The following is a 265-nucleotide window of genomic DNA, read 5'->3' as shown; positions in this document are numbered from 1 at the left end:
CCATCTCGCAGCATTTGGCCTTGCTTAGCGGTCGCTAGTACTTGCTGTATTTGAGCTTGGGTTTGTTCAAGCTTGTCTTGGATTACCCCGTCAGATAAGAAATCAACGTCCTCTTCATCAGGAAAGTCTATCGCCGCCTCGACGTGTAGACGCAGGTGAATAAGCTGCTCTAATAGCTGATTGATTTTATCTGAAAACTCACCACTCAATGAGCGAATAGCGCTGCTTGCAGCGGCAGCACTAGTAGCATCGATAGCGTCAGCGA

General features: G+C 48.3%; 1 pseudogene. It reads right to left on the bottom strand.

Going from position 1 to position 265, the window contains the following annotated elements:
* A pseudogene (gene trmE / locus AAEY72_RS15245) lies at positions 1-265 on the bottom strand (tRNA uridine-5-carboxymethylaminomethyl(34) synthesis GTPase MnmE); the annotation flags it as partial.

It is taken from the genome of Psychrobacter sp. W2-37-MNA-CIBAN-0211 (assembly GCF_040309405.1).
In the GTDB taxonomy this organism is placed as follows: Bacteria; Pseudomonadota; Gammaproteobacteria; order Pseudomonadales; family Moraxellaceae; genus Psychrobacter; species Psychrobacter glaciei.
This window is presented reverse-complemented; position numbering and strand designations above follow the sequence as displayed.